Source organism: Bacillus sp. MMSF_3328 (genome assembly GCF_030733525.1).
In the GTDB taxonomy this organism is placed as follows: domain Bacteria; phylum Bacillota; class Bacilli; order Bacillales; family Cytobacillaceae; genus Bacillus_AB; species Bacillus_AB infantis.
On the sequence record NZ_JASHIV010000005.1, the window covers coordinates 222,072 to 244,267 of the forward strand.

At 46.1% G+C, this 22,196-nt stretch carries 23 protein-coding genes and 1 other annotated feature; all 23 genes read right to left on the minus strand.

What is annotated here, in order from left to right; all coding sequences use genetic code 11:
• Positions 1 to 37: 37 nt before the first annotated feature.
• The gene (gene ileS, locus RBB45_RS11755) at positions 38 to 2,809 is read right to left on the minus strand and encodes an isoleucine--tRNA ligase (RefSeq protein ID WP_224950191.1); all 2,772 of its coding nucleotides are present in this window, start codon (positions 2,807 to 2,809) and stop codon (positions 38 to 40) included.
• Between the two features lie 92 nt (positions 2,810 to 2,901).
• Positions 2,902 to 3,145: a binding site (T-box leader), on the minus strand.
• A 44-nt stretch (positions 3,146 to 3,189) separates the two neighbouring features.
• On the minus strand, positions 3,190 to 3,705 hold the full coding sequence (locus RBB45_RS11760) for a DivIVA domain-containing protein (RefSeq protein WP_022543700.1): 516 nt from the start codon (positions 3,703 to 3,705) through the stop codon (positions 3,190 to 3,192).
• Between the two features lie 122 nt (positions 3,706 to 3,827).
• Positions 3,828 to 4,601 carry a YlmH family RNA-binding protein gene (locus RBB45_RS11765; RefSeq protein ID WP_306009595.1) on the minus strand — a complete coding sequence of 258 codons (774 nt, stop codon included), beginning with the start codon at positions 4,599 to 4,601 and terminating at the stop codon, positions 3,828 to 3,830.
• Positions 4,602 to 4,709: 108 nt separating this feature from the next.
• Positions 4,710 to 4,973, minus strand: a complete 264-nt coding sequence (locus tag RBB45_RS11770; RefSeq protein ID WP_009791730.1) for a YggT family protein — start codon at positions 4,971 to 4,973, stop codon at positions 4,710 to 4,712.
• A 6-nt stretch (positions 4,974 to 4,979) separates the two neighbouring features.
• Positions 4,980 to 5,420, minus strand: a complete 441-nt coding sequence (locus RBB45_RS11775; RefSeq protein WP_009791729.1) for a cell division protein SepF — start codon at positions 5,418 to 5,420, stop codon at positions 4,980 to 4,982.
• A 16-nt stretch (positions 5,421 to 5,436) separates the two neighbouring features.
• A complete protein-coding gene (locus RBB45_RS11780; RefSeq protein WP_101550652.1) occupies positions 5,437 to 6,108 on the minus strand; it encodes a YggS family pyridoxal phosphate-dependent enzyme in 672 nt (223 codons plus the stop codon).
• A complete protein-coding gene (gene pgeF, locus RBB45_RS11785; protein ID WP_094767503.1) occupies positions 6,109 to 6,936 on the minus strand; it encodes a peptidoglycan editing factor PgeF in 828 nt (275 codons plus the stop codon).
• A gap of 73 nt (positions 6,937 to 7,009) precedes the next feature.
• Positions 7,010 to 7,279, minus strand: coding sequence for a YlmC/YmxH family sporulation protein (locus RBB45_RS11790; RefSeq protein WP_009791726.1), 270 nt, complete (start codon positions 7,277 to 7,279; stop codon positions 7,010 to 7,012).
• Between the two features lie 479 nt (positions 7,280 to 7,758).
• Positions 7,759 to 8,538, minus strand: a complete 780-nt coding sequence (sigG, locus tag RBB45_RS11795) for an RNA polymerase sporulation sigma factor SigG (protein WP_009791194.1) — start codon at positions 8,536 to 8,538, stop codon at positions 7,759 to 7,761.
• Positions 8,539 to 8,681: 143 nt separating this feature from the next.
• A complete protein-coding gene (gene sigE / locus RBB45_RS11800; protein ID WP_009791193.1) occupies positions 8,682 to 9,401 on the minus strand; it encodes an RNA polymerase sporulation sigma factor SigE in 720 nt (239 codons plus the stop codon).
• Between the two features lie 44 nt (positions 9,402 to 9,445).
• Positions 9,446 to 10,384, minus strand: a complete 939-nt coding sequence (spoIIGA, locus tag RBB45_RS11805) for a sigma-E processing peptidase SpoIIGA (RefSeq protein WP_094767505.1) — start codon at positions 10,382 to 10,384, stop codon at positions 9,446 to 9,448.
• A gap of 270 nt (positions 10,385 to 10,654) precedes the next feature.
• Positions 10,655 to 11,821: a cell division protein FtsZ gene (gene ftsZ / locus RBB45_RS11810; protein ID WP_009791191.1), complete on the minus strand. Its 1,167-nt coding sequence runs from the start codon at positions 11,819 to 11,821 to the stop codon at positions 10,655 to 10,657.
• A 41-nt stretch (positions 11,822 to 11,862) separates the two neighbouring features.
• Positions 11,863 to 13,143 carry a cell division protein FtsA gene (gene ftsA, locus RBB45_RS11815; RefSeq protein WP_009791190.1) on the minus strand — a complete coding sequence of 427 codons (1,281 nt, stop codon included), beginning with the start codon at positions 13,141 to 13,143 and terminating at the stop codon, positions 11,863 to 11,865.
• A 126-nt stretch (positions 13,144 to 13,269) separates the two neighbouring features.
• Positions 13,270 to 13,629 carry a small basic family protein gene (locus RBB45_RS11820; RefSeq protein WP_009791189.1) on the minus strand — a complete coding sequence of 120 codons (360 nt, stop codon included), beginning with the start codon at positions 13,627 to 13,629 and terminating at the stop codon, positions 13,270 to 13,272.
• Positions 13,629 to 14,357 carry a DUF881 domain-containing protein gene (locus RBB45_RS11825; protein ID WP_022543698.1) on the minus strand — a complete coding sequence of 243 codons (729 nt, stop codon included), beginning with the start codon at positions 14,355 to 14,357 and terminating at the stop codon, positions 13,629 to 13,631. The genes RBB45_RS11820 and RBB45_RS11825 overlap by 1 nt, the downstream gene beginning before the upstream one ends.
• Before the next feature lie 47 nt (positions 14,358 to 14,404).
• A complete protein-coding gene (locus RBB45_RS11830; RefSeq protein ID WP_306009596.1) occupies positions 14,405 to 15,136 on the minus strand; it encodes a DUF881 domain-containing protein in 732 nt (243 codons plus the stop codon).
• Positions 15,084 to 15,890 (minus strand): cell division protein FtsQ/DivIB, encoded by an 807-nt coding sequence (locus RBB45_RS11835; protein WP_306009597.1) that lies wholly within the window; start codon positions 15,888 to 15,890, stop codon positions 15,084 to 15,086. Before RBB45_RS11835 ends, RBB45_RS11830 begins: the two co-directional genes overlap by 53 nt.
• A 203-nt stretch (positions 15,891 to 16,093) precedes the next feature.
• Positions 16,094 to 17,002: a UDP-N-acetylmuramate dehydrogenase gene (gene murB, locus RBB45_RS11840; RefSeq protein ID WP_009791184.1), complete on the minus strand. Its 909-nt coding sequence runs from the start codon at positions 17,000 to 17,002 to the stop codon at positions 16,094 to 16,096.
• Between the two features lie 54 nt (positions 17,003 to 17,056).
• Entirely contained in the window at positions 17,057 to 18,160 is a 1,104-nt protein-coding gene (gene murG, locus RBB45_RS11845) for an undecaprenyldiphospho-muramoylpentapeptide beta-N-acetylglucosaminyltransferase (RefSeq protein ID WP_009791183.1), read from the minus strand.
• A 280-nt stretch (positions 18,161 to 18,440) separates the two neighbouring features.
• Complete coding sequence (gene spoVE, locus RBB45_RS11850) at positions 18,441 to 19,541, minus strand: stage V sporulation protein E (protein ID WP_022543696.1); 1,101 nt, start codon at positions 19,539 to 19,541, stop codon at positions 18,441 to 18,443.
• A 109-nt stretch (positions 19,542 to 19,650) separates the two neighbouring features.
• The gene (gene murD / locus RBB45_RS11855) at positions 19,651 to 21,003 is read right to left on the minus strand and encodes a UDP-N-acetylmuramoyl-L-alanine--D-glutamate ligase (RefSeq protein WP_094767511.1); all 1,353 of its coding nucleotides are present in this window, start codon (positions 21,001 to 21,003) and stop codon (positions 19,651 to 19,653) included.
• Positions 21,004 to 21,978: a phospho-N-acetylmuramoyl-pentapeptide-transferase gene (mraY, locus tag RBB45_RS11860; RefSeq protein ID WP_009791179.1), complete on the minus strand. Its 975-nt coding sequence runs from the start codon at positions 21,976 to 21,978 to the stop codon at positions 21,004 to 21,006. It lies immediately after the preceding gene.
• 1 nt (position 21,979) lies between these two features.
• The gene (locus RBB45_RS11865) at positions 21,980 to 22,129 is read right to left on the minus strand and encodes a hypothetical protein (protein ID WP_009791178.1); all 150 of its coding nucleotides are present in this window, start codon (positions 22,127 to 22,129) and stop codon (positions 21,980 to 21,982) included.
• Positions 22,130 to 22,196: the final 67 nt, after the last annotated feature.

The following is a 22,196-nucleotide window of genomic DNA, read 5'->3' on the forward strand; positions in this document are numbered from 1 at the left end:
CAAAAACCCGGCTGCACCAGGCAGCCGGGTCTTGTTATTATGCCAAATGGCTATAGTTGTTTTTTACAACACTTGCACAGCGCGGGCAAAGCGAAGGGTGGCTGGAATCAGCACCGACTTCCGGTGTAACTGTCCAGCAGCGCTCGCATGTTTCGCCTTCTGCTTTAGACACAAGAATTGCCGCTTTGTCGAGCTTGAGGGCTTCTTCAGGCGCCTCGCCATACTCTCCGCAGATTTCAAAGGCGGAAACGATGAACAGCTGTTTCACATCTTCTTTAATGCTGTCAAGAAGGCTTCTAGTTTCAGCCGTTGGATAAAGAGTGATCTTTGCTGCCAGGGATTTCCCGATCACTTTTTCATTTCGTGCCTCTTCAAGTGCTTTAAGCACTTCATCGCGCAAATTCATGAATGATGTCCATTTTTTCATCAGTTCATCTGCATTAGGAAGCTCTTTGTATTCAGGCATGTCTGTCAGCTGTACACTTTCTTCCTTCGCAGCAGGGATAAAGGACCATACTTCATCAGCTGTATGAGAAAGAATCGGCGCAGTCAGCTTTGCAAGCGCAACAAGGCTTTCATAAAGCACTGTCTGAATCGCACGGCGGTCAGCATTATCTTCGGCCTCGATGTAAAGAACATCTTTGGCAAAATCCAGGTAGAATGAACTTAAGTCCAATGTACAGAAATTGTTGATCGCATGGTAAATGCCTGCGAATTCATAGCGGTCATAAGCTTCCTTGACGTTTTTGACCAGCTTGTTCAGCTTCACGAGCATGAACTGATCGACTTCCCTGAGGTTTTCAAAGACAACTGCATCTTTCTCAGGATTGAAGTCAGCCAGGTTCCCAAGCAGGAATCTGAATGTGTTTCTGATCTTGCGGTAAACCTCAGCAACCTGCTTCAGGATCGGGTCAGAGACTCTTACGTCTGCCTGGTAGTCTACAGATGCCACCCAAAGACGCAGGATATCTGCTCCAAGCTGGTTCATGACCTTCGCCGGAACGACAACATTTCCGATGGATTTACTCATTTTCCTGCCTTCGCCGTCAAGTGCAAAGCCGTGGCTAAGAACGCCCTTATACGGCGCCTTTCCAGTTACTGCCACTGAGGTGGACAGGGATGAATTGAACCAGCCTCTGTACTGATCAGAGCCTTCAAGGTAAAGGTCTGCAGGACGCTGCAGATCATCGCGTTCTTCCAGGACAGCCTGGTGGGATGAGCCGGAATCAAACCAGACATCCATGATATCCGTTTCTTTTGTGAACTTGCCATTCGGGCTGCCAGGATGTGTGAACCCTTCAGGCAATAGCTCTTTGGCCTCTTTCTCGAACCAGATATTGGAGCCGTGTTCCCTGAAAAGGGCAGAAACATGATCAATTGTTTCATCAGTAATGATGCTGTCGCCGTTTTCAGCATAAAAGACAGGGATAGGAACGCCCCATGCACGCTGGCGGGAAATACACCAGTCGCCGCGGTCGCGGACCATATTGAACAGGCGTGTTTCTCCCCATGCCGGCACCCATTTCGTTTCTTTAACAGCTTCCAGGAGCTCATTGCGGAAGTCCTTGATGGATGCGAACCATTGCGCTGTAGCCCTGAAAATGACCGGCTTCTTAGTTCTCCAGTCATGCGGATAAGAGTGAGTGATGAACTTCAGGCCCAATAATGCACCCTTTTCTTTAAGCGCTTCGGTGATCGGCTTGTTGGCTTCGTCATAGAAGAGGCCTTCGAAGCCTTCAGCTTCATTGGTCATAAGACCCTTATCATCGACTGGGCACAATACCTCAAGTCCATATTTCTGGCCAACATAAAAGTCATCTTCACCATGGCCGGGCGCAGTGTGGACACAGCCTGTACCTGCATCAACGGTTACATGGTCGCCAAGCATGACAAGCGAATCGCGGCCATAAAGCGGATGGGAGGCAAGGATGTTTTCCAGCTCGCTTCCTTTGACTGTCTTAACGACAGCCGGGTCTTCCCAGCCAGTTTCTCCTGCCACAGATTCCAAGAGCTCTTCTGCGACCAGATATTTGCTGCCGCCCGCTTCTGCAACCACATAATTAAGGTCAGGATGGACGCTGATCCCCAGATTGGCCGGGATCGTCCAAGGAGTTGTCGTCCAGATGACGATTTGGACATCCTGATCCAATACACCTTTTCCATCTTTGACTTTAAAGCCAACATAAATGGAAGGAGAGCGCTTATCCTGGTATTCAATCTCCGCTTCGGCAAGTGCTGATTCACTTGAAGGTGACCAGTAGACCGGTTTCTTCCCTTTGTAGATATAGCCTTTTTTAGCCATATCGCCAAATACCTTGATCTGCTGTGCTTCATATTGAGGCTGCAGCGTGATATAAGGGTTTTCCCAGTCGCCGCGGACGCCAAGGCGTTTAAATTGTGAACGCTGGCTGTCAACCTGTTCATAGGCATACTCCTCGCAAAGCTTTCTGAACTCGGCAACTGTCATTTCTTTTCTCTTAACGCCTTTATTCGTCAATGCCTGCTCAATCGGCAGGCCGTGGGTATCCCAGCCTGGTACATATGGTGCATGGAATCCGCTCATGGACTTGTAGCGGACAATAAAATCTTTAAGGATTTTATTCAGCGCATGGCCCATATGGATATCGCCGTTAGCATATGGAGGGCCATCATGGAGAACAAACATCGGCCGGCCCTTCGTGTGCTCCTGCACCTTTTCATAAATATTCATTTCTTCCCATTTGCCCTGGATTTCCGGCTCCCTTTTTGGGAGATTTCCGCGCATCGGAAATTCTGTTTTTGGCATCAATAATGTATCTTTGTATTCCACTGCAATTCCTCCTGCTTTCATTTAGGTAATTTGACTTGCCGTTACCGGGCGTTTTCCACTTGAGAAAAACAAAAAAAGCCCTCTCATCCCGGTAAAGGGACGAGAAGGCTTATAGCTCCCGCGGTACCACCCTTGTAGACAGAAAAGAATCATTCTGCCCGCTCAAAGCATCCTTAACGCGGATGAAACGCCTGCACCTTACTGGTTCGGAGAACGTTCAGGCAGGTACTCTAGGGTGATCTTCCAGCAATCTGCTTATTCCAGGCTCCCACCGTCCCTGGATCGCTAATCTTAAAAGCATATAGAATGCTGTACTGTCCCTTTCAACGCAGTCAATATTTTCTTATGATATGGATTATATTCGATTCATGCAGGCTACGTCAAGCCAGTGAGTCTTCTTCCTCAGTTGATTTCAGATCCGTTGAATCGAGCTCATACTGAAGGAGATGGTCCCAGTCCTCTGTATTGAGCATATCCAGCTGTGCTTCGATCAGCATCCTGAACCGTGTTCTGAAGACCTTTGACTGCTTCTTCAAATCCTCGATCTCCAGGGCAATCTTCCTTGCTTTTGATAAGGATTCATTCACAATGCGGTCGGCATTCTTCTCCGCTTCCTTGATGATCAGCTTGGCTTCCTTCTGTGCATTGCGCCTGACTTCTTCAGCGGCTTCCTGTGCAACGACGATGGATTTGTTCAGCGTTTCCTCAATATTGGTGAAATGCCCGATCCGGTCATTCAGATCTGTAAGCCTTTCGGAAAGCTCCTTTTTCTCCCTGATCAGTATTTCGTAATCCTTGATGATCTGGTCAAGAAATTCGTTTACTTCATCTTCGTCATAGCCTCTGAAGCCTTTGCTGAACTCCTTGTTATGTATATCTAATGGTGTTAAAGGCATAATGCCACCCCCTATGAGTCTTAAAGCATATGTATGACAGCGTGAATACGCTGATTTCTGATATTATCACAGTGATAAAGATATATTCGACATTTTCTTTTAAAATCCTGCAAAAAAATAATTTATTTTTGCTTTCCCGTAATGATTCTCCATTTATCTTTCTTTGTCTTTCCTTCTACTTCTATGATTTTAGATCGGCCTTTTCCCCTTACAGAAAGAACATCAGCTTCCCCGCAAACAAAAGCAGGATCCTCTACTTGTCCCCAATTAACTTTTACAAGACCCTGCTGGACAAAGAGCTGTGATTTTTGCCTGGAAATATTGTATATGGCCGAAATGACGGCATCCAGTCTCAGCGAGGAAACAGAAGCTGACGATTCCTCCCATGCACCTGCTGCAGTGATCGCTTTCTCCAGCGGCAATTTTTTCAGAGTGACGGAAGCTTTGCCGATCGATTCCAGCTGCATGCTTACATAGTCTTCAATTTCGCGGGAGACAAAAAACTGCGCCCTTTCATCCTGGACAGTGATATCCCCGAATTTCCCCCTCTTCAAGCCAAGAGCCATAAGGCTGCCAAGTATTTGAGGGTGTTCGATTGAAACAAATTTGCTGGGATAATTTATTTCAAAGAGCGTGATAGAGAATTCTTCTTCATCAGGGGTAAAATATTCAGGATATAGAAGGGCCCTTTTCCGCTCTGTACCCTCAGTTCCCCCGAATAAGCGAAGCTTCACGCCGGAATGCTCCCCGACAATCATTTTTACAATCTGCTGCTCTCTCGGATCAAGGAAGTCAGTCAATTTAGGTGCATAGGATGTTTCAACATAGTCCTTCCAGCCCAGAGACTGGTCGATGAATTCTTTCTCCTCAGGCCGAAAATGCTGATAAATAGACATCGGCACTCTCCTTTTATATTATTCAGGAAGGCATCTGCGGACATGTTCAAGCATATCACAGCAGCCACCAAAAAAGGGACTGCTCAGAGTCCCAAGTTATTGGTAATTCTATGCAACCCAATAATAGAGCTGATATAGTCCACTGGTGGCAAACCGCAGGACAAAAATCGCCACGATCGGCGAGATATCAATCATCCCCAGCGGCGGTATGAACCTGCGGAATGGTTCCAGATATGGCTCGCATATACGGGCTAAAAACTGGCCAATGGACGATTCTCTTGCATTTGGAAACCAGGACAGCAATATGTAAATAATCAATGCCCAGGAATATAACGAAATTATTTGACTTAAAATACCTACTACTGTTGCCATGTAGTGCTACCACCTCGCATTTTCTAGATCATGCTCCTGCATGATTTGGGAAATATTCCCTGACACCTCCACATTATCTGGAGTGCATAAAAAGATATCTGTTCCAATTTTCTGGATGTCGCCGCCTATGGCATATACCGTGCCGCTCAAAAAATCGACAATCCTTTTTGCCTGGTCCCTTTCGATGCGCTGCAGATTAACTACCACAGCCCGGCGGTTTTTAAGCTGGTCTGCAATATCCTGGGCTTCGGCATATACCCTGGGTTCAACAAGCACAACCTTTGAAGACTTCTGGACACTTTGCAGGCTGACCACATTCTGCTTTGGAGAAGCAGGCTGTTTTTGAGGCCTGACAGGTTCGATTTCTTCTTCGATGATTTCCTCTTCTTTATAGTCATATTCATCATCAAGGAAAAAAAATGTTTTTATTTTTGATTTAATGCTCATTTTTTATACCTCCTGCTTATTCTCCGACAAGAGCAGTTCCGATCCGGACCATGGTGGCCCCTTCTTCCACTGCAATTCCAAAGTCATTGGACATGCCCATGGAAAGTTCCCTGCAAGGCGCATGAGCAAGGTTTAAATCCTGGATATTCTTCTGCAGAGTTTTCAGTGTCCGGAAACAATGCCGCAATACTTCCTCATCGTCCGTCAAAGGGGCCATCGTCATCAGCCCTGCAGCAGAAATGTAAGGATAAGCCTCCAGGTCTTTTACAAACGGAATCACTTCCTCAGGAGAAAGCCCCTGCTTTGACTCTTCACCGGAAGCATTGACCTGTATCAGGCATTGGACTGTTTCTTCTGCCCGCTTGTCTATTTCCTTCGCCAGTGAAAGCCTGTCCAGTGAGTGGATATAATCGGCAATGCCAATTATATTCTTGACTTTCCTGGTCTGCAGCGATCCGATGAAATGCCATTTGGCAGCATGGCCGATTTCTTTATGCTTGGCAAGCATACCCTCATCCCGGTTTTCGCCCAAATTAGCGATTCCCGCAGACACCGCCTCTTTCGCCCTTTCCGTGGAAACATATTTTGTTACAGCGATTATGGTCACTTCGCCGGGATTTCTCCCTGACCTTTTACAGGCTTCATCTATTTTTTCTTGGATGCTCTTAAGATTTTCCTCTACCTTCATCTAGCTGCAGTCAGCCTCCTTCCAGCCTATGTAGCTCATCATCCTGCCAGTCTTCCCCCCATCCCTGCGATGGGAAAAAAAGTATTCCTCATGGCAGCTGGTGCAATAGCCGGATACAATTATATTCTCTTCCCGGATGCCTGATTTCATGAGAAGCTGTTTGTTCACTTCTTTCAGATCAAGCTGGTATTGATTCTCTTTTACTTGATTATATGGTTTTTTATCGACATCTTCTAGTCTATTTTTCACTAAATTGACAACTCTGCTGTCGACAATATAACATTTTTCGCAAATGGAAGGCCCGATTGCCGCCAAAATTTCCCCCGGATCGATTCCTTCATTCTTAAAGACACCGGCCATATTTCCGGCAATCCCGCCGACAGTCCCTTTCCAGCCGGCATGTGCGGCCCCTATAGCCCCTGAATCAGGATGTGTGAAATAAAGTGGGACACAGTCAGCAAAGCATAGAGTTAAAAGCAGGCCCTGCTCAAGTGTGAAAAAGCCATCAGTCCTCCTGAATGCCTGGCCATAATCCAAAGCGCCTGTTCCTGCATCTTCCTTTGATACTTTCCGTATAAAGGTTTCATGGGTCTGCTCTGCCCCCGTCCATGCTGGCAATGGAAAGCCTATTGACTCAGAGAAAATTTCCCTGTTGCCGCATACCGCCTGGACAGAATCATTTACATGAAGGCCAAGGTTGAGGCTGCTGTAGTCTCCATTGCTATTCCCTCCATTTTTCGTGGAAAAACCTGCAGCAAGGCCCGGAAACTTTTCCGTCCAGTCTTCAATGGAAAAAAACTTGCTTTCCTTTAGTACAAATGGCTCCATTTATCGTGTCCTCTTCGTGTTTTTCTTTAGTTTATCATAAAGAATGTTCGTGTTACAGAAAAAAGGAGGAAGCTTATGCATCCTCTTCCACCTGTTTGAGTTCTTCGGAGATTTTATAGCGAACAAGAATGACGTCCTCGCCGATTTTTAGAATATTTTTCCACGGAATGATGATATCCTCATCTTTTCCAAAGAATCCGAGGACTTTTCCTGCTCCGCTGATGATGACGGCTTCAATTTTTCCGCTCATCAGATTGATGTCAATATCCCCGATGCTTCCAAGTTTTTTGCCGTCGGCCACATTTACTACGTCCTTGACCTGGAATTCTGATATCTTAACCATGGTCCACCCCCGCCATTTGTTGCTTACTTGATTATATGTTGCGGAAGGATGGAATATTTTGATTTGATGGGGGGTTTTAGGGGAATATTCAATAACAGCTAAAACATCTTATGCAGCTAAGAATAACGAGATAAGTTATCTTCAATTTTTTTACTTATTGATTGGGCTGTTGATTTCCGTTGCAGGCACTTCGCTTTCCGTGGGGCGGAGTTGAGCCTCCTCACGCTTGCGCGCTGCGGGGTCTCAACATTTCCGCTATCTCCCACAGGACATTGAATTTTCTTCCCTGAAATCACATCGCACGAAGAAAATGCGCATGCATTTTATGAGGAGTCTTCGTGCCTTCCACTGCAATCAACAGGTTTTCATAAATTTTTTGGCCATTAACCCTAAATATACACACGTGGATTTTAGATCATATTTCAGCCAGCATGGAGCACTTACAAAACCCAAAACAAAAAGCTGCTTTTCAGCAGCTTTCAGCTTTGGATATTTTTGTTCATTTGCTTGATGGCGGCTTTTTCAAGGCGGGAGACCTGGGCTTGGGAGATGCCGATTTCTTCGGCTACTTCCATTTGCGTTTTGCCTTGGAAGAAGCGCTTTCTCAATATGAGCTTTTCTCTTTCGTTAAGCCTGCGCATGCCTTCTTTGAGGGCAATTTCTTCAATCCATTGAATATCTTTATTGCGCTCGTCGCTCAGCTGGTCCATGACAAATATCGGATCGCCTCCATCGTTATAGATGGGCTCGAATAATGAGACCGGATCCTGTATCGCATCAAGTGCAAACACGATTTCTTCATGGGGCACTTCAAGGACCCTGGCTATTTCCTCAGCCGTTGGTTCCTTTGACGTTTCACTCATCAGGCGTTCCCTGACCTGCAAAGCTTTGTAGGCTATATCTCTTAATGACCTTGATACCCTGATAGGATTATTATCCCTCAAATACCTTCTGATCTCACCAATGATCATCGGAACAGCATAAGTGGAGAACTTTACATTCTGGCTTAAATCAAAATTATCAATAGATTTCATCAGGCCGATACATCCCACCTGGAAGAGATCATCTACAAATTCGCCTCTGTTGTTAAAGCGCTGGATGACACTCAGTACCAGCCGAAGGTTGCCATTGACTAGGCACTCCCGGGCATATGTATCACCTTCATGCATTTGCTTGAAGAGTTTTCTCATTTCTTCGTTTTTCAAAACGGGAAGCTTTGATGTATCAACACCGCAAATTTCTACTTTATTTCGAGTCAATCCATTTCCCTCCTCACAGGAGCTGCTGTACAAAAAACAGTATCTCCTCGGAAAGGAAAAATATGCACATACCGATTTTCCATGATCCCCGGAATAAACGGCATATACAGTCTGAATAAGGGATAAGCGGGATAAAAAAAATTTTAAACCATCTTGTTGAATTCCTTTTTCAATCTTTTGATGATTCTCTTTTCTAGCCTTGATATGTAAGACTGTGAAATGCCAAGCATGTCAGCCACATCTTTCTGTGTTTTTTCCTCGCCAGAGCCGAGGCCGAAACGGAGCTCCATGATCTGCTTCTCTCTGTCAGTGAGCTGGTGAAGGGCCTTCAGCAGAAGCTTCTTATCTACATTTGCCTCCAGGTCCTTAGTAATAATGTCTTCTTCGGTTCCCAGCACATCGGATAAAAGGAGCTCATTCCCATCCCAGTCAATATTCAGAGGCTCATCGAAGGAAACCTCCGACCTGATTTTATTGTTCCGCCTCAGGTACATCAGTATTTCGTTTTCAATACACCTGGATGCATAAGTGGCAAGCTTGATTTTCTTTTCCGGATTAAAAGTGTTGACCGCTTTGATGAGCCCGATTGTCCCGATGCTGATCAGGTCTTCAATATTGATGCCCGTATTTTCAAACTTCCGGGCAATGTATACGACGAGGCGGAGATTTCTTTCGATAAGCATTGATCTTGCAGCTTTATCGCCTTTGGGGAGCTTAATCAGAAGAACTTCTTCTTCTTCTTTTGAAAGAGGGGGAGGGAGAGCCTCGCTGCCGCCTATATAGAATATTTCATCAGTCTTGAGCCCAAGTTTGATCAGCAGTTTATACCAGTAATAGGATAGGCGAAACTTCAAATTTTTCATGAGTTGTCCTCCTTCTAAATTATGTTTTTCCGAGTATAGTATTATTAACTTACCTTTTCCGCTGATTCTGCTTTTCCGGCACCTGTCATCATCTTTGGATGGATAATGCAGTCAAATGCATCATCACTGGAGAGCTGCTGCATTGTAAAAGAGATGAGCGCCTTGCCTGCCAGGATTTTTTCTTCCCCCCTTTGGATGATGATCCTGTCTGGCTTCATGGCAATAATAAGCTGATGTTCTTGTCCAACCACCTTGCAAGGAAGAATTCTCATCCGATTTTCCCATTCAGGCGGGATTCTTGCCTCCCCCATCAGGAAAGGCTCAGGATCCTGGGAAACGGCGAGGAGAACTTCAGGAAGCTTTTCTGCCATCCCTTTTAGGGATGCAATCATGACCGGAGTCCTGGATATTGGATCATAAAGCTGATTTCCCGTATCAACAAGCCCCTTAAAGTTCAGGTCAATCCCATTAATCGAAATGCAGACCTCAGCCAGCTGGTCATATTGGATATTGGCCATTTCCATGTTTTCTCCATGCTTCCGTGAAAAATGCCAGGCAGCAGGAAATCCAAATATGACAAACATCCAGCTGATCGGATCCCCGAAGCCTTTGACACTTCCCAGCAGGACGGCTGAAGAAAGCTCAAAATCAAATTTCACAAAATAATGGGCACCTATCAAAGTCCCTCCAATGAGGAAAGTTGCCATATAAAAAGTAAACAGGCCTTTAATAAAATATCCGGCCCTTTTATATCCAAAGGCAAGGACGACCATGACAATTGAAAAAAGCAGCTTTGATAGCGGATGCCCGGAAATAGACTGAACCGGTGTTACCGCGAGCAGAACGATCATTGAGCCTGCAGCACCGCCCGCCAGTATCCGCCAAATAGAAACATCCCTTTTCAGGAAGATCGCGGTGAGATACAGCAGGAGGCTGTCAAAAAGAAAGTTCAGCAGCCAAATGATATCCAAATAAATAGCCAACCCAGCTTCACTCCAGACATATCCGGCTTATTAAGTCCGGATGCCAAAAACTGATTATTCATCTATCTATTAATCTTATGGAAAAGTATACCCCAGCCATATCATTGAAGTGTGTCACTTTCTGTAGCCTGTTTAGGAGAATTTTTTCACTATTCCCTTCGGTTTTTGTCAGTATTTTGTTTTATATGCCTGTCTAAAAAATACGAATCAATCTTAAAAACCAAAATAAAACGGCGCCTCATAATGAGGCGCCGTTCAGCGAATGCTATCTTATCTTCTTCTATTGCGGTTTCTCAGGAAAGTAGGGATATCCAATGTTTCTTCACCTTGTGAAGACTGAGATGATGAGTTCCTTACAGGCGGCTCATGGCTCTGCTCTTCGCGCTTTGGCTCCCTGTCCCTGTCCCGGTTAAGGGAAGGTGAATGCGTCTGCTGCTGTTTAGGCTGTCCAAATGATGGACGTGCCGGTTTTGGCGCGGCCACTTCTTCATTGAACCCAGTCGCAATTACTGTAACCACGATTTCGTCTTTCAGGTTTTCATTGATAACAGAACCGAAGATCATATTGACATCCTGGTCTGAAGCGGAGGCTACGATATCTGCAGCTTCCTGAACCTCATAAAGGCTCAGGCTTGAACCGCCGGTGATATTCATCAGGACACCCTGTGCACCATCAATGGACGTTTCAAGCAGCGGAGAAGAAACAGCTTTCTTTGCCGCTTCTGCCGCACGGTTTTCTCCTGAAGAGACGCCGATCCCCATCAGTGCAGAACCCTTGCTTGACATGATGGTCTTTACATCAGCAAAGTCAAGGTTGATCAGCCCTGGAGTGGCAATCAGGTCGGATATGCCCTGAACACCCTGGCGAAGCACATTATCCGCTTCACGGAATGCTTCAAGCATCGGAGTGCTTTTGTCTACAATTTCTAATAGACGGTCATTCGGAATGACAATCAGGGTATCAACAGCTTCCTTCATGGAAGCAATTCCGCCTGCAGCCTGTCCGGCACGCTTGCGGCCTTCGAATGTAAACGGCCTTGTAACGACCCCTACTGTCAAAGCGCCCAGGTCCCTTGCAATCTGTGCAATGACAGGTGCAGCTCCAGTACCTGTACCGCCTCCCATTCCGGCAGTGACAAACACCATATCTGCGCCTTTCAGTGCTTCTTCAATCTGCTCTTTGCTTTCCTCAGCAGCCTTTTTGCCTACTTCCGGATTAGCACCGGCACCCAGTCCGCGCGTCAGCTTTCCGCCGATCTGCATTTTCACTTCTGCTTTCGAGAGGTTCAGTGCCTGTGCATCCGTATTAACTGCGATGAATTCTACGCCTTGAACGCCGTGTTCGATCATGCGGTTTACCGCATTATTTCCTCCGCCGCCAACGCCGATAACCTTTATGGTCGCTAGTGAATCTAAATTAGTGTCAAATTCCAACATGACAAATCCTCCTAATTCGTCGATATTCCTTAAAGCACTGTTTACTCGAAAAAGTAGCCAAGGAACTTTTTAACTCGTGATGTAATCTTTTCTTCCGGCTGTTTTTCCGGTCTTGCTTTTGGTTGCGGTTGTTTTTGGACGCGTTTCTCCTTCGCTTCGTTCACTTGGGCAGGCTCGATCTTCCTGCCCTGAAGCCTTGCATTTTTATAGGCAAACTTGATCAGGCCGACTGCTGTTGTATACTGCGGCTCCCTTACGCCGATATAATCCGGAATGGCAATCCGGACGCGGTTCTGGAAAATGATCTGTGCCAGTTCCAGGATGCCCTGGGTGTTGGCTACTCCACCTGTCAGGACATAGCCTCCTGGCAGGTCGCTGACTCCCAATCTCTTAATCTCATTCTGGATCAGATCGAAAATTTCTTCCATCCTTGCTTCAATAATATCAGAAATTTCAAGCTGATTAAATTGCTGGTGCTGATCGCTCCCGATAATCGGGACACTGAAGACTTCATCTTCAGAAGCATGGTCATAAAAAGCATAACCGTATTTTGTTTTGATTTTTTCGGCATCCTCTGTAGAGGTCCTGAGGCCAATAGATAAATCCTTTGTAATATGGTCCCCGCCGACAGGAAGTACGATTGTTGCCTTCATGATTCCCTGCTCGAACAGGGCAACGGTTGTAGAGCCGCCGCCCATATCGACCAAGGCCACTCCGAGATTCATTTCGTCCTTTGAAAGTGCGAATGCCCCTGCTGCAAGCGGCTGGAGCGTTATGTCCAAAATTTCAAGCCCTGCTCTTTCAACACATCTCAGAATATTATGTAGAATTGTCTTAGAACCTGTAATAATGGTGCCTTCCATTTCCAGGCGGACACCGATCATGCCCCGCGGGTCGTTTATTTCATTCAAACCGTCTACAATGAATTGCTTCGGAATGACATCCACAATCTCTCTTTCAGGAGGGATGGAAACCACCTGGGCGGCATCGATCACCCTTGCAACATCTTCATCTGTAATCTCCCTGTTATCACTGGAGACTGCCACTACTCCATGCGAAGGCTGGAGCATGACATGATTTCCGGTGATGCCGACGATGACCTGCCTGATCTCCATCCCTATCATTCTCTCAGCTTGTTCGATTGCCTTTTTTATAGAATGAACGGTTTCATCTATATCAACAATTGAGCCTTTGCGCAATCCTTCAGACTTCACATTGCCTACACCGATAATGTTTAAAGAGTCGTTGACCATTTCACCAATGATTACTTTTACACTGGATGTACCGATGTCAAGACTAACATAAATTTCATTGCTGTTCATTCTCTGGCACCTCCTTTTGCAAATCCGATTATTGAACAACAATAATGCCAATTTTTAGTTTTATCTTAAATTAATATAATCATTTAAATTATTCGGCAAAACTAATATATTTCCCTTTATTCTATCTTAACTTTTTTCTACTTTTTCTCGGTTCGACCATTTGGTCAGAATAATTCTCCGGATGACCGCTATGTTTTGGAAAAGCCTTACACCAAACGCAAAAACAGCGGCTAAATACAAGTCTACACCAAGATGAACCCCCAGAAAAGCTAAAGATGCTGCCAGCAGGATGTTAAAGAAAAAGCCGGATACAAATACCTTTTCATCATATATATCCTGCAGATGCGCACGGATGCCCCCAAACAGGGTGTCAAGGGCAGCCAGCACTGCAATAGACAAATAATTGGAGTACTCATCAGGGATCCTGAAGTCCGTAAGAAGGCCCAGTATGGCCCCGATAAGCAAACCCAGTACGGGAAGCCACATTAAGAACTGCCTCCTTTTTCTTCTGCAGGTTCCATATTTTTTACCCGGATCGTGTCCTGATAGGCAGGGATAACAATGTTCTCCTTTGGCTTCAGGATAGTGACCCTGAGATTTTCGACAAAAAATTCTTCTGCCGATTTGGATACCTGCATCTGATTATAAAGCTTTTGAGCTGACTGCATATCTTCTGCGGCCGCTCTGACTTCAATCGGCAAAGAACTGACTGCATGGCCGTCGATTTTGGTTTCGCCGTTAATATCGCGGATGACGGTCGTATTAATGATTCTGTGCCCGTCAATCGATATTTGCTCAGCATCATGCATATTCAGCTCATTGACCAGCCTTTTAAGCAGATCAGGCGAAACATCACCGGGTGCATTGCCCAGGAGTGCTTCTTCAACAGCAGGCTCAATGAGGATGATAACCCCCGGACCTTTTACTTCCGTAAGGCCAGCTTCCTCTTTAAGCTCATCCAGCGTTTCCTTCAGCACCTGTTCTTTGCTTTGTTCCCGCTTATTTTCATATTGAGCAAGCTTCAGCTCGTTTGATCTGATTTCCCGTATCAGCCTCAGCTGAATTTCCTGTTCTTTCCGCAAGTCCTCCCTAAGCTGCCATGTGTCGCGGGTATCCCTCACCACCGGCTCTTTGACGGATTGGAACTGGACCGCAATCATAAAGCCGATCACAGCGGAAATTACCGTAAAGCTTATGATCTGATTCCTTTTCACGATTTCCACCTTACTTTCTCTGCTTCCAGTAAGTGGATCAGCCGTATTTAATTCCCCAGATTGGGTTCCATTTTGATTTCAGCCTTTTCCTCCAGCGAGAACTGGATGTTCTCGTTGACAAGCGAATCCTTGACTCCGCCTGTAAGGTTCAGCGCTGAAGAAAGAACCTCCGGATCGCCGATTGCTTCAATGATAAAAGGTGCCGGATGCTGCTTTCCATCAATTTCAATGACAGGGCCATTGCACAAAATATATGAGTCATGGGAAAGGCGCTGGCCGTTAACTGCAACAGCTGAAGCACCAGAGATATACAGTTCATTGATTACCTTGAAAACATGGTGTTCATGGACAATATAGCTGTTTACATTGGCTTCGCTGGGATTATAATCCCCGTCAGCCAATGTGACCTCCACCCCTTTGCCCAGGACGGCGACTTTCCCAAGATACATCCTGTATTTTTCTGCGTCCTCTGCCAGGTTGAAATATACCTGCGCCTCTTTTGACAAATCCTTTTCGAATTGGAGAACCTGTCCCTGTTTGCTGTCCAATTCCTTCTGGAGCCTGCGGTTGCGCTCTTCCATGCTGATGAGCTGGCTTCTCAGTGCAGAGTCCCGTTCCCACTGGCTGCCTGTCATGTCTGCTTCCTCATTTTCACTTTTTGTAAAGTGATAGGAAAATGAAAGCATATAGCCGAGAACAAGGAGCACCAATGAAAGGACAACCCGCTTACCTTTCACCTTCTTCTTCTTCTTCTTCTTCTTCTTCTCCACGGCTATCATCTCCTTCCGGACCGTAGGCTTTAAAATAAGAACCTACTTCCAGATCAATCACACCGCTGACCCCAGGGTCCAGCTGGCTGATGATTGAAGGATAATGCGCCATCTTTTCTGAAAAGCTCCGCAATGTTGCACTAACTTCGAACCCGTCATTCATATATAGAGTAATATGATACTCGTCCGTTTCTTTAGGAGAATAATGAATCTCCGAAATTGCGTTCAGCACCTCTTTCGGAAGGCTTTCCAGGCTGTCTATCATCTCAAGGAGGACGTCGCCCTCCTTGAATCCGAGCAGCAGCGGTGCATTAACTGGAATGTCTGTGATTTCCTGTTTGCTAAGTATCATCCCGTTTTCAAGTACAGGCAAAAAACTTTTTTCTTTCGCTATGTAGGCAATGCGATTGTGCTCAGCCACCTTGATGTCAACCGTATTGGGGAGGCGGGTTTTTATTTCAGCCCCGCTGATTTCAGGCAGCTCTTTCAGTCTACCCTCAATTGCCCCCTTATCAACCTTCCAAATATTTGTTTTCTTAGAAAGGCCGCTTACGGCAATCAATTCTTTTGTCGTGTATGTCTGATTTCCGCTGATGCTGATCTCTTTTACACGGCTTAAAGGCGACTGGAAATATATCACAAAAACAATCATAGAAAAGAATAAAAGCAATAAAACGATAAGCCTGCGGTTCGCTTTTTTCCTTCTTTGCTGCTTCAGTTTGGGAATTCGATCCTCCAGTGAGACTACGTTCCCTTTCTCCATAACCTTCACCTCACTATAAAAGCTTGAGCCGCATAATGCCAATAGCCTATCAGCCTGGCAGGCAGCATAACGTTCTCGTCAGACGGAAAGCAGAATGGGCACCGGCATATCCGGATGCCGGTGTGTCTTCTGCCGGCTTTTAAAGGTTATTTCTAAGGAAATATTATATCACAATAAATGGCAGCAGTAAGGAGAATTTCCTGTTACTTTCGGCCGATAATTTCCACTTCAGTTTCCATTTTAACCTTAAATTGGGAATAGATAGTATCTTTTACATGCTCGATCAATCCAAGAACATCTTCGGCCGACGCGCTGCCGGCATTTACGATGAAGTTTCCATGCAGCTCGGAAATCTTAGCCCCGCCGATGCTGTGGCCTTTTAAACCTGCAGACTCAATCAGCTGGCCGGCATATTGTGGAAGAGGATTGCGGAAGATGCTTCCTGCACAAGGATAATTATAGGGCTGTGTTTCTTTCCGGTAATCCTTGTTCTTTTGCATCTCTGCCACTATGCTGTCCCTCTCTCCTTCCTGAAGGCTGAACACTGCCTCAAGAACGATGCCGGGCCGCTCCTTCTGAAGAACTGATGTACGGTAGGAAAATTTCATTTGCTCATTGGTGAGCCATTCCATGGTTCCATCTTCAAAGAGCACAAAAGCTTTTTTTAGGATCTTTGAAATATCAGACCCGTGGGCGCCTGCATTCATATAGACTGCACCGCCGACCGAGCCGGGGATGCCGCTTGCGAATTCCAGCCCGGAAAGGCCTTTCCGGCTGATCTGGACGGACAGGCTCACAATAGAGAATCCTCCGCCCGCAGTCACTTCAGAACCATCCACTTCCAGTTTATCCAATCCTGGGCCAAGCTTAATGACGGCCCCTTCAATCCCTTTATCTGATACAAGCAGATTCGATCCCCTGCCTATTACCCTCCACTTGATATCATGTTCACGGATAAGCTCCATTGTTTTAATGAAATTGTCTATAGATGAAGGCTCTACAAACAAATCGGCGGGTCCGCCTATTTTCATGGTTGTATGGTTGGCCAAAGGTTCTTGTTCTTTCACTTTTCCAACCTGCATATCTTTAAGCCTGCTGATCAATTCGTCCATATATACCTCCCTTTCCATTCTTTTTACTATCTTATGTCTTTTAAGCTCTTTGGGCTACTGGCCCTTCTTACGGACAAGGTCTTCCATGACGCGGTGCAGCCTTCTGGCCGCATCCGGTATCCCCAATTCCCTGGCCGCTTTTTTCATATCCTTCAGTTTCTTCTCATCAAGGAGTATTCCATCAATTGAAGCGACAAGCTTCTTGCTGGTCAGTTCTTTTTCAAGCAGAAGTTCTGCTGCCCCGTTATCAGAAAGGGCCCTGGCATTTTTCTCCTGGTGGTTGTTGGTCACATAAGGGCTTGGCACCAGGATGCTCGGGATTCCAAGTGATGTCAGCTCTGCAAGAGTGGTCGCCCCCGCCCTTGCCACAGTCAGGTCCGTGCCGGCCAAAACCTCCGGCATATTATGGACAAATGGCTTTATGATCACATTTGGCGGATTGCCGACCAGTTCTACCTCTTTTCTGACTTCCTCATAGTGCACTTCTCCTGTCACATACAGCACCTGGTAAGGCTTATCCTGCAGCTCGGCGAGCGATTTCAGCACAGCTTCATTAATCGGCCTTGCGCCCCTGCTGCCGCCAAAAATTAAAACAGAAGGGATATTTGTCTTCAGACCGGCTGAAAGCCTGCCTTTGACAGGGTCCTGGCCAATCACTTCTGAGGCGCGGGGATTTCCAGTCAAGATAACCTTTTCCGATGGAAAAAATTCTTTTGCTTCTTCAAAACAAACTGCGATTTTATCGACATATCTGCTTAGGAATTTGTTGGTCAGTCCCGGGACACTATTTTGCTCGTGTATGATTGTGGGGATGCCAAGCTTGGCAGCTGCATAGACAACAGGACCGCACACATAGCCGCCGGTTCCGATGACAATGTCCGCCTTGAAGTCCTTCAGCATTTTCCTGCTGTCAGCTGTTCCTTTCAGGAATCTGAATACAGTTTTCATATTTTCAAAAGACAGCTTTCTTTTGAAGCCAGTGATATGTATAGATTTAAACGGGATGCCTTCTCTTTCCACGAGAGTGCTTTCGAGCCCCTTTTCTGTGCCTATATATAAAAACTCTGTGTCTTTATTCTCTTTTTGAATTTCTCTGATCAATGCGAGTGCAGGATATATATGTCCTCCTGTACCGCCTCCGCTGACTGCAATTCTCATGACTTTCACCTCAAAGAAGAGTGTTGGTATTTAGCAGGCATTAATAGCCTTAAAGGGGTGGCAGCACAAAGTCTCCCTTAAAAAACACTCTCACGCTTTACCCCATTCTACTATAATCTAAACGGCTCTAATAAGCCATAACATTAATGTCATGCAAATGTAATAAAAATCCTTAAAATATCTGGATAGTCACCCTGATTTTTGAAGCTGTACTGAAGAAAGCTTCTTTCCCTTGTAAAGCCAGCCCGGAAAGTAAAAAGAAACCCTGTCGGAAACAGGGTCAATATCTCGCATGCCGGCTTATATTCAGGAGGACTCCGATCGCCATCAGCATTAGAGTGAGGGATGAACCGCCATAGCTGAGGAAAGGGAGTGTAATCCCTGTTACCGGCATCAGCCCGGTAACAACCCCGATGTTTATCATAACCTGGATCGCCACCATCGCAATGATTCCCACGGCAAGGAAGCTGCCGTACAAATCAGGTGCTCCCAGCGCAATCCTTATCCCCCTCCAGAGGAGGAGAGAAAACAATAAAAGCACGAAAGAACCACCGATGAAACCCAATTCTTCCGCCAGGATGGCAAAAATAAAATCGGTCTGGGGTTCAGGCAGATAAAAAAACTTTTGCCTGCTCTCCCCGAGGCCAAGGCCGAATAGCCCGCCTGGCCCTATTGCATATAATGACTGGATGATCTGGAAGCCGCTCCCAAGCGGATCCTCCCATGGATCAAGGAATGATGTGATCCGCTTCATCCTGTACGGAGCTGACAGCACCAGCCCCGCAAAGCCCCCCAGGCCGATAAGCCCAAGAACAGCAAAATGGCTTATCTTCGCCCCGGAGATAAATATCATAACCACACAGGTCCCGATCATCACGGTCCCTGTCCCAAGGTCAGGCTGAAGCATAATCATCCCGAATGCAAGAAATGCGAGCCCAAGGGAAGGGAGGAGCCCCTTGCGGAAAGAGGTTATCAGCTTTTGCCTTTCAGAAAGGTACTTAGCCAGGAACGCAATCATGGCAAGCTTCATGAATTCGGAAGGCTGGATGGAAAATGCCCCTACGCCTATCCAGCTCCTTGATCCATTCCTTACATTTCCCACCCCGGGAATAAGAACGAGAACCAGCAGTACAAAGCAAATAATTACAATTGCCTTGGCCCAGGTCCTCCATGTCCAATAATCGATATTCATGATAAAAAACATGGCCATGATGCCTGCAGCTGCAAAGAGCATCTGCCTCTTCGCAAAGAAAAAGGAATCATCAAACTTATACTCTGCCCAAATGGCACTGGCGCTGTATACCATAATGAGGCCGACTGCCAGCAGAGTAAATGTAACTAAAATCAATATAAAGTCCGGAGTAGATTTTTTTGTTGGCAACAGAATACACCTCGAATGCAAGTTTTAGGGCCTGCATGAGCATGCATTCTAGTTTGCAGCACAATGAAGATGCAGTCGCTCCCGGACGGTCAGCGCCCGGGACAAGCCCTTACTTAAGCTTATGCACCGCATCGATAAAAATGTCTCCCCTGACCTCAAAAGTTTTGTATTGGTCCCAGCTTGCACATGCCGGCGAGAGGAGAATGACATCGCCCGGCTTTGAAAGCCTGTGGGCGGCGGGTACGGCGCTAGCAACATTATCGACACGCATGATCGATTTTATTCCCGCAAGCTTTCCTGCCTCTTCTATTTTTCCGGCTGTCTGCCCAAAGGTGATCAATGTTTCTACATTAGCCAGTGAAGGGATCAATTCTTCAAAGCCATTGCCGCGGTCGAGGCCGCCGGCCAGCAGTATGACAGGAACATCAAAAGCGGCAATGGCATTTTTCGTAGCAAGTATATTAGTAGCCTTGGAATCATTGTAGAATTTCCGTCCATCCACTTCACCGATATACTGAAGTCTGTGTTTGACACCTGCAAAAGAGGACATGACCTTAAAGATCGCTTTATTATCCACGCCTGAAAGCTTCGCGGCTGCAATCGAAGAAAGGATGTTCTCCAGATTATGATTGCCGGGAAGGGATGCATCTTCCCGCTTCATGACAGGCTCCCCATTAAAGCAGATCCAGCCATCCTTTACACATGCCCCTGCCTCAAGAACCCTGCTGACAGAGAACGGCACAATCCGGGCGCGGCTTTCTTCTGCTAATTGAATGACAGCCTCCTGATCAGCATTGATAATAAAGTAATCTTCTTCTGTCTGGTTTTTAGTAATATTGGCTTTGGCTTCAAAGTAATCATGCCTTGTCCCATGATAATCCAGATGGGCATCATACAGATTTGTAAGAATTGCGATTTTCGGCCTGAAGGCCTCTATGCCCATCAGCTGGAAAGAAGACAGCTCAATGACAATGGTATGATCGGATCTTGCACCTTCAGCAACGCCTGTGGCAACAGTCCCAATATTCCCCGCAATCAACGGCGACTTTCCGCCCGCTTCCAGCATTTCATGGACAAGGGTTGTGGTTGTTGTCTTCCCGTTCGTTCCAGTGATCGCGATAAATGGCGCTTCGGAAATCTGATAAGCAAGCTCCACTTCTGTAATGACAGGAATGCTGCGCTCCATGGCGCCCTCTATCATTGGATTATGATAAGGGATTCCCGGGTTCTTAACAATAAGTTCAAACCCTTCATCCAAAAGCTCTATCGGATGGTCTCCGCAAATAACCTTGATCCCCTGCTCAAGCAAGCCCTGGGCTTCCGGATTTTCAGATAAAGGCTTCATATCATTAACAGTAACGAAGGCCCCCAGCTTGTGCAGCAGGGAAGCTGCACTCACCCCGCTCTTGGCGAGTCCGAGTACAAGAATTTTTTTATGATTGTAAGTATCTATCTGCTTCAATTATAACCACACCTCGATATAGATTCCCAGGATTGCAAACAGGAGCCCGACTGTCCAGAAAGTCACTACTACACGCCATTCCGACCAGCCGACAAGCTCATAATGGTGGTGAAGGGGACTCATTTTAAAAATCCTCTTGCCAGTTGTTTTAAAAGATATTACCTGCAGAATAACAGAAAGCGTCTCAATGACAAAAACTCCCCCGATGATGATCAGGATGAACTCAAGCTTTGTCAGGATGGCAACAGTTGCAATTGCACCGCCCAGGGCAAGCGAACCGGTGTCGCCCATGAATACTTTTGCCGGATGGGCATTGAATACAAGGAATCCCAGTACAGCACCCACAACAGCAACTGAAAAAATCGACACTTCAAATTGGGACTGGTTCCATGCCAGAACAGCAAAGGCACCGAATGCAATTGCCGCAGTACCGGAAACAAGTCCGTCCAGCCCGTCTGTCAGATTGACAGCATTGGAAAAGCCGACGAGCCAAAAAATGATGAACAATGCATAGCTCCAGCCTAAATCAATGGACAGATCTGTAAATGGGATAGAGACCTCTGTTGAAAATTCATTTGTCTGGAAGATGAAATAAAAAATGAGCGATATGATAATCTGGCCCAGCAGCTTTTGCTTAGAAGTAAGGCCTAGATTCCTTTTTAGCGCCACCTTGATGAAATCATCTAGAAAACCGAGAAGCCCAAAGCCCAGTGTGACCAGCAGGACCATATATATCTCCGCTGTAGGCTCTGCAAACTTGCTGGACATCACCAGGGTAGTCACAGTAACCGAAAGCAGAATCATGATCCCGCCCATTGTCGGCGTACCGGTTTTTTTCTGGTGCGACTGAGGTCCTTCCTCCCGGATGCTCTGGCCGAATTTCAGCCTTCTAAGGAAAGGGATGAAAATGGGAGATAGTAGGACTGTTATTAAAAACCCCATCAGGATTGTCAGAAATATTGCCTGCTCCATCATTTTATTCCCCTCCTTCCTGTAATGCCCGCTCATTCATTACTGCAATATCATATGTAGTGAGCCTGTCATTAAGACTTTTATTTTCTATCTTATGGTAGTTATGGGCAGCCATGCCGCATTCGGCACCGCTGGATTGAATAGTATTCGTCATGATCAAAAGCCTTTCAGTATATCTATTTATTATTTGTTATAGAGTATATCATCGGAGCAGCAGCTTT